General features: G+C 75.3%; 5 protein-coding genes and 1 pseudogene. All 6 read right to left on the bottom strand.

Features of this window, described 5'->3' with window-relative positions; genetic code table 11:
* A pseudogene (locus CM1CMNOD_RS12165) lies at positions 1-380 on the bottom strand (mycofactocin-associated electron transfer flavoprotein beta subunit); the annotation flags it as partial.
* A gap of 7 nt (positions 381-387) precedes the next feature.
* The gene (locus tag CM1CMNOD_RS23135; protein ID WP_013873923.1) at positions 388-858 is read right to left on the bottom strand and encodes a ferredoxin family protein; all 471 of its coding nucleotides are present in this window, start codon (positions 856-858) and stop codon (positions 388-390) included.
* Positions 855-2306, bottom strand: a complete 1452-nt coding sequence (locus tag CM1CMNOD_RS12175) for an FAD-dependent oxidoreductase (RefSeq protein WP_013873924.1) — start codon at positions 2304-2306, stop codon at positions 855-857. The genes CM1CMNOD_RS23135 and CM1CMNOD_RS12175 overlap by 4 nt, the downstream gene beginning before the upstream one ends.
* Entirely contained in the window at positions 2303-3316 is a 1014-nt protein-coding gene (locus tag CM1CMNOD_RS12185; protein ID WP_013873925.1) for a mycofactocin-associated electron transfer flavoprotein alpha subunit, read from the bottom strand. Before CM1CMNOD_RS12185 ends, CM1CMNOD_RS12175 begins: the two co-directional genes overlap by 4 nt.
* A gap of 98 nt (positions 3317-3414) precedes the next feature.
* On the bottom strand, positions 3415-5391 hold the full coding sequence (locus tag CM1CMNOD_RS12190) for a mycofactocin system FadH/OYE family oxidoreductase 2 (RefSeq protein ID WP_013873926.1): 1977 nt from the start codon (positions 5389-5391) through the stop codon (positions 3415-3417).
* A gap of 165 nt (positions 5392-5556) precedes the next feature.
* Positions 5557-7779 (bottom strand): mycofactocin system FadH/OYE family oxidoreductase 1, encoded by a 2223-nt coding sequence (locus CM1CMNOD_RS23140; RefSeq protein ID WP_013873927.1) that lies wholly within the window; start codon positions 7777-7779, stop codon positions 5557-5559.
* Positions 7780-7921 lie beyond the last annotated feature (142 nt).

Genomic DNA, 7921 nt, shown 5'->3' on the forward strand with positions numbered 1-7921 from the left:
GGCGCCGGCCATGGGACCCGCAGCACTCGCGCGCCGAGCGCGGCCGCGGCGCGCAGGGTCTCGTCGGCTGCGGGTGGGCCGGCGGCCACGGCCAGCACCGCCCCACCCCAGGCATCGGCGATCCGCAGCGCGTGCTCGAGGGCGGCCTGCTCGGCCGGGGCGATCCCGGCGCCGCGCAGGTCCCGGGTGACGGCCCCGGTCAGCGGGTCGACATCCGGCCGCAGGTCGGTGTGGCACAGGCACACGACGACAAGCGGCGCGACCGCCGTCCCGGTACCGACCGCTGCCCCGACCGCTGCCCCGACCGGGGTCTCGGCCCGGGTCTCGGCCCGGGTCTCGGCCGCTGTCGTGAGTGCCGGTTCGGACGGCTGTGACGTCACGGCGCCGTCACCCCCGCCGGAAGACGACGCCCTGCCCGCCGTCCGGGTAGGTCCATCTGATCGCGTTCTCGCCGTTACAGATCATGTAGCAGGTCCCGCACTCGAAGCACTGCTCGTAGTTGAACAGGATGCCGCCGTCGGAGGTCGGGGCGAACAGGTTGGCCGGGCAGGCGGTCACGCACGCCTTCGTGGTGCACGAACGGCAGACGTCGGAGTCGACCACGATGTGGGCCCGCTCGCCGACCCGGAAGTCGACGGTGGCCATCCGGTCGTCGAAGGAGATGTCGTGCCAGCGTTCGCCCGTGGCGGCCCCGGCCGCATCGCCCGAGCCGGCTGTGACCGCCGGGTCTGCCGGCAGACCCGTGGCCGCCGGGCCGGTCCTGGCCGGTGCGGCCGTCGGGGCCGCCGGGGCTGCCCGACCGGCCCGGCGGCGGTCCCGACTGCGGTCCCTGACGAGGCCGAGCGGCAGGCGGCTCATCGGAACACCCGGCCGATCCGGGCTGCGTCGGCGGCCAGCTCGCGCAGGCTCACGCCGTTGCGCCTCGCCGCCCGCCGCAGCAGCCGGGTGAACCCGGGCTTGGGCGTCGGGTTCGTCACGGTGAACACCCCTTCGGCGATGTCGGTGATCAGGCCGGGATACCGCTGCTGGATCCGTTCGGAGAGGATCACCTCGGGCGCGCCGCGCAGCCGTCTGTGGTCGGCCAGCACGAACTGTCCCTCCAGGTCGGACCGGTAGGAGGCGAGCCCGGCCGAGGAGACGTCACCGACGGTGATCGCCCGGGCGGCGACCCGGCCCGCGGCCAGCCCCGAGCCGATGGCGAAGTTGACCCCCTCCAGCCAGATGCCGGCGGCAAGCGTCATGCCGGCGGCGTCGCCGGCGAGGAGCAGCCCGTCGGCGTGCAGCCGCGGCATCGCGTCGTAGCCGCCTTCGGGGATCAGATGGGCGGAGTACTCCTTGACCGTCGACCCGCGCAGGTAGGGCGCGACGGCCGGGTGCGCCTTCACATCGGCGATGATCTCTTCGGGACGTACCTTCGCCACCGCCAGGTGGGGCAGGGAGAGCACCACGCCGACGCTGACCGTGTCCGCGTTGGTGTAGAGGAAGCCGCCGCCGGGGATCCCGCGGGTGCAGCCGAGCATCTCGATGTCCACGCCCTCGGTGCGGCGCACCCCGAAACGTTCGTCGATCACCTCCGCCGGCAGCGACAGCACCTCCTTGACGCCGAGGGTGTGGTGCGCGGCGTCGGCCCGCGGCAGCAGGCCGGCCTCCTTCGCCAGGAACGAGTTCACCCCGTCACAGGCGATCACGACCTGGGCGCGCAGGTCGCCGTCCGCCCGGTCGGTGCGCACACCGACGACCCGGCCGGCGGCGTCGCGCAGCAGCCCGGTGGCCACGGTCGAGGTGACCAGTCGGGCGCCCGCGGCCACGGCCCTGCCCGCCAGCCAGCTGTCGAAGTCCGCCCGGTAGGTGGTCATCCCGTTGTAGGGGGCGGCGCCCCAGGCCTGGCTGCGGTAGTCGATGGACAGCGACCGCGTCGGCGTCATGATCATCGTTGACCGACGCACCACCCAGCGCTCCACCGGCACCTCCTCCCACCAGGCGGGGAGGACCTCGTCGAGGACCCGGCCGTAGATCACGCCACCGTAGACGTTCTTCGACCCGGGAAACGGCCCCCGCTCGACGAGCGCGACGGACCGGCCCGCCCGGGCCAGCTCGAGCGCGGCGGCCGACCCCGCCGGGCCGGCACCGACGACGACCGCGTCGAAGAACAACGTCGCCCGGCCGGGTGACACCGATGACGCCGGTGACGCCGGTGACGCCGGCTGCGGGGACGGCGGGGACGGCGGGGACGGCGGGGACGAGGCCGACGCCGACGGTGCGGGCGCCGCGGGCGTTGCCGACGACGCGGCAGGCGTTGCCGTCACGGCCGGACCTCCTCGGGGACGGGGACACCGAACCGCCGGGCCAGCTCCATCAGCAGTTCACGGGCGTCGGTGACCAGGCCGAGATCGGCCATCGCGGTCATCGGGCAGGACGGGTCGACGTTGACGCTCACCACATGCCGGGGCGAGCCCAGCCCGCCGACGTGCTGGCTCGCGCCGGAGATCCCGAACGCGACGTAGAGCTCGGGGTCGACCGTCACCCCGGTCGTGCCGATCTGGCGGTCGTAGCCGATCCAGCCGGCGTCGGTGGCGACCCGTGTCGCCCCCGCCGAGGCGTCGAGCGCCGCCGACACGGCGGCGAGCAGGTCGAACAGCGCCCGCGCCTGATCCGCGCCGGACCCGGGGGGCACCAGCCCGGCGCCGCCGCCGACGACCCGGCCGGCCTCGGCAAGATCCATCGTGGCCGGATCCGGCTCGACCACCTCGATGACGTCGACATCACGCGCCCAGACCGCCGAGGACCGCGAAGGTGACAGCGGCGGCAGGGGCAGCTCGCGCGGATCCGGACGCCGCCCGGCTGTGGGCACGGAGCGCACGCCCGGCAGCAGGGTCGCCACCGCGGGCCGCACGCACTCCACCGTGAGCAGCAGCCGGTCGTCCAGCCTCGGCAGCTCCGCCCGCACCACCCCGTCGGCGTCCCGCCGGACCGCGACGGCGCCGGCGAGCAGCGGACGGTCGAGCGCGGCGGCCAGCCGAGGGGCAAGGTCACGGCCGTCCGGGGACGCCGGCAACAGCAGCAGCGGGACGTCGGCGAGCACGTCGGCGAGCACCCGGGCGAGCGCGCCGGCGCGCAGCCCGGGGCCGGTGTCGCTCCACCACAGCGCCGACGCGCCGGTGACCGCCTGCGCCGCCTCCTTGGCCCCGCCACCGATGATCAACGCCTGCCCGTCGGCCTCGGCGATGCTCTCCTGCGCGCCCAGCGGCAGCACCCCCCCGCGCGCCACCACCACGGCAAGCACCACCCCGCCCGGAACGAACCGGCCGTCTCCCACACCCCCCGCGCTCGCATCTTCCGGTTCGCTCCGACGGCCACTCCCTCCGCCGCCGTCCCCGGGACGGGGACGACCACTCCACTCGCGTCCGTCTGCGTTCACAGCGAAACCCCCACGCGTTGGCCTTCGACGACCGCGGCGTGTGCACGGCGGGGGGCGAGGCAGTCGCCAACCCGGTGGACGGAGAACGGCAGCGCCGGCAGATCCTCGCGCAGGCCGCGCCAGAGCGTGTCCTCCGCCTGCTGCTGAACGGCGCAGACCACCCAGTCCACGGCGCGCTGGGCGTCGGTGCCGGTGGGATGGTGCTGGAGGGCGAGCAGCACACCGCCGTCCGCGCCGGGCGTCACCCCCATCGGCACCAGATCGGTGCTCTGGACGATGCCCCTGGCCGCCGCCCGGACGTTCCAGGTCTCCAGGTCCAGTGTCACCCCGAGGTCCTGGCCGACGACCATGCCGTTGGTGACGACCTCGACCTGGCAGCCCCGGTCGGCCAGCAGCTCCGCGACGGAGGTGGCCTGGTGGAACCCCAGTTCGTCCACGACCACGACGGTGCCGCTCGGCTCCGCCCGCCCCTCCAGCACGTCGCGCACGTCCACCACCCGGGGATGCCCCGCCGCCCACCAGGGGGGATTCGGTCGGGCACCCGTGGCCAGCACCACCGCGTCCGGGGCCTGCGCGCGCAGGAAGTCCGCGTCCACCTCGACGGAGGTCCGTACGTCGACGCCGGTCCGCCGCACGTGCGCGATCAGGTTGCGCGCGATGTCGAGGAACTCCGCCCGGCTCGGCACGGCCGCCGCCACCGGCACCTGGCCGCCCAGCCGCGACGACCGCTCGAACAGGGTGACGTGGTGCCCGCGCTGGGCGGCGGTGACAGCGGCCTGCATGCCGCCGGGGCCGCCGCCGACGACGTGGACCCGCCGCCCGCGGCGGCGCGGCGGCGGCAGCGGCACCGACTCCCGGCCGGTGCGCGGGTTCTCGATGCAGCCCAGCCAGCGGTTGAGCCCCATCCGTCCCACGCACTCCTGGTTGCAGGACAGGCAGGTGCGGATCTCGGTGGCGTGCCCGGCCCGCGCCTTGGCCACGAAGTCCGGGTCGGCGATCTGGCCGCGCACCACCCCGATGAGGTCGGCGTGTCCCGCGGCCAGGGCCCGGTCGGCCTGCAGCGGGTCCTTGAACCGGCCGACGCCGACGACAGGCAGGCTCACCGCCTGCCGGATCGCGCTCGGGATGAACATCGCGTAGCCCGGCGGCACCTGCATGCTCGCCTCGATCATGTAGAGGGTGGCGGTGGCGACCCCGATCGAGGTGTTGATGTAGTCGACCTTGCCGGTGGCCTCCACCAGCCGGGCCACGGCGACGGCCTCCTCGATCGTCGTACCACCCTCGATCAGCTCGTCGCCGCAGATCCGCACGCCGAGGGCGCGCCGCGGGCCGAGGGCCACCCGGACCACGTCGACGATCTCCAGCAGCAGGCGGGCCCGGTTCGCCAGCGTCCCGCCGTAGGCGTCGGTGCGCCGGTTGGTCGCCGGGGAGAGGAAGCCGCGCACGATGGACGAGTGCGAGCACTGCAGCTCGACGCCGTCGAAGCCGCCGGCGACGCAGTGCTCGGCGACCAGCCCGTAGCCGTCGACCACTTCCCGGATCTCGTGAAGCTCGACGGCCTTGGGGACCTCGCGGAACAGCGGGTCGGGCACCGGGCTGGGCGCCCACACCGGCAGCCGCGAGTACATCGACGACGCCTGGCCGCCGTTGTGGTTGATCTGGGCGAGGATGGGCACGCCGTGCGCGTGCACCGTGTCGGTGATCCGCCGGTAGCCGGGGATCACCTCCGGGTTGAACCCGTGGATGAGCTTCTCGTACGGCCAGTCCGTGGGATGCGTCGAGTGCTCCTCGGTAATGATCATCCCCGCGCCGCCTGCCGCCCGGGCCGCGTAGTAGGCCACGTGCTGCTCGGAGGGCAGGCCGTCCCGCGCGTAGTTGGTCAGGTGCGCCGAGAAGACCACCCGGTTGTCGACGGTGAGCGGCCCGATGCGCAACGGGCTGAACAGGTACCGGTAACGGCTGGTGGCACTCATGTCGCCTTCCTGGGTGCGGGCTGCCGGCTGGGTGCGGGCGGCCGTCCGGGCACCGGTCCGTACGGCCGCGTAGCCGCCGCCGGGCGAGGAACCGCCGGACGTGCGGCCAGTGGACGAGGAGCCGCCAGGCGGGAAGCCGCTGAATGAAGGTCCATCGGAGGTGGCCTAACCGCGGCGTGCCCCGGCGAGCGGCCGGGACGCCGGCGGGCTCGTACGGCCGCCGATCCCGAGAGCGCGGCGGCGGCCCTCCAGGACCGCTTCGAGAACCGTCCGCGGCGCCACACAGTCGCCGGCCCGGGGCGTGCCCGGCCGGGCCGTGTACAGGGCCTCCTCGGGGAGGCGGTGACCGCAGTCGACGAGCACCGCGCACGGCAGCGTGCGGCGCTCGCCCGTCCAGACGTCCTCCAGCACGACCCGCCCGCCGCCGGCCTCGCGCAGCAGCACCCGCGGCTGGCGGCGCACGCCCGCCTGCTGCAGCCGGGTGTTGGCCGGTGCGAGATCGCCGGTGAGGGAGAGCAGCGTGCCCGCCACCGTGTCGGGGGTGCCCAGGGTCACCTCGCGCCCGGCTCCGGCGAGCCATTCGGCGACCCCGACCGCCACCGGCCCCCCGACCGGGTCGTGGACGAACACCGGGCCGGCCGGAACGGCGTCCAGGCCGCCGCGCAGCACGTCGAGCACGTCGAGCACGGTCGTCCCGCCTGCGCCGGGACGGTCCTCGGCGGCGCCCCCCTCAGCAGCGCCGCCGGCTTCGTCATCAGCACCAGCACCAGCGACGACACCAGCACCGGCGACGGCTTCGCTGTCGGCTCTGTCCTCCGCACCGGGACCGCTCTTGTTACCGGCATCGCTGCTCTTGTTGCCGCTGTCATCGGCGGCACCGCCCTCACCGCCGGCGGCGGCGCTGGAGCCGGCGGTGAGGGCGGCGGCATCATCGGCACCAGCCGGTCCGTAACGGCCGGGCACGGGCCGGGACCCGGTGGCGAGCAGGACGTCCCAGCCGTCCGCGACGGCCGCGTCGAGATCGTCGACGGTCACCTCGACCCCGAGGTCGACCCGCACCCGCAGCCGGTGGCACTGCGCCGCCAGCCAGTCGGTGAGCAGAGCCAGCCGGGTGCGGCCCGGCCCGACCGCGGCGGCCCGCAGCGCGCCGCCGAGCGCGCCGGTGCGTTCGGCCAGCCGGACCTGGTGCCCGCGCAGCACCAGCACCCGGGCGGCCTCCAGCCCGGCGGGCCCACCGCCGACCACCAGCACGCCGCGGGCCCGCGGGTCGGTGCCCGCGACCGGCCTCTCGGCGGTCTCGTGACCGCTGTACGGCTCACCGACACAGCTGACGACCGGGTTGCGGTTGTCACGCACCCGGCAGGCCTGGTTGCACAGAACGCACGGCCGCACCTGGTCGGCCGCGCCCGCGCGTGCGAGACGCACCAGGTCGGGTTCGGCGATCTGCGCCCGGGTCATCTCGACCATGTCGGCGACGCCGTCGGCCAGGGCGGCCTCGGCCTCGGCCACGTCCACGACGCTGCCCTGCAGCACCATGGGGACGCCCCCGGCGGCGGCCCGCATCCGCCGGCACAGCTCCAGGTTGAACATCGGTGGCGTGTGCGCGGTGGGCCGGTAGGCGGAGGTGGAGAACGGCCCGCCGCGGACCACGACGAGCAGGTCGATGTCGCCGGCGAGGGCGGCGACCTGCGCGGCCGCCTGCTCGGGTGTCACCCCGGCCCAGGGCGCGAGCTCGTCGCAGGACAGCCGCAGCGCGAGGATGCCCTCGGCCCCCAGCGCGCCGCGCACCGCGGCGATCACCTCGCGGGTCAGGCGCAGCCGGTCGCTGCCGTAGTCGTCCTGACGCTGGTTGGTCAGCCCGGAGTGGAACTGGCGCAGCAGCGAGACGGCCCCGGCGTCGATCTCCACCCCGTCGGTGCCGGCCGCCGTGGCCAGCCGGGCCGCGGCGGCGAAACCCTCGATCACCGCGTCGATCTCGGGCTGTTCCATCTCCGCGGGCAGTTCGCGGCTGGCCGCGTCGGCCACCGGCGACGGCGCCCACAGCACCGACTGGGAGAACGCGCTCGAGCCCTGCCCGCCGGCGTGGCCGAGCCCGGCGAGCACCAGGGTGCCGTGTTCCCGGCAGGCGTCGGCCACCGCCGACCAGCCGGGGGCGCAGTCGGCGGCCAGCGGTGCCCGTTCGTAGGGCCAGTCGTCGGCGGTGACCGACGCCGTCTCGGTGACGATGATCCCGGCACCGCCGGCGGCCCGCCGGGCGTAGTAGGCTACCTGCCGGGGGCTCAACGAGCGCCGGTGGCCGAGGTTGGTCTCGTGCGGCCCGAACAGCACTCGGGAGGGCGCCTGCCGTGCCCCCAGTAACAGGGGGTCGGCCAGTTGTGGGGCGGGCATGTCAGTGCCCCACGGCGGTGGGCGCGAACCCGGCCAGCGGGTCCTGCTGACAGGCACTCACCGGTGCGGCACTCACCGGTGCGGCACTCACCGGTGCGCGGCCGATGACCACCGGGACCGGCCCCGGCCCGCGCCCCGACCC

Source organism: Protofrankia symbiont of Coriaria myrtifolia (assembly GCF_900634755.1).
Taxonomy (GTDB): domain Bacteria; phylum Actinomycetota; class Actinomycetes; order Frankiales; family Frankiaceae; genus Protofrankia; species Protofrankia coriariae.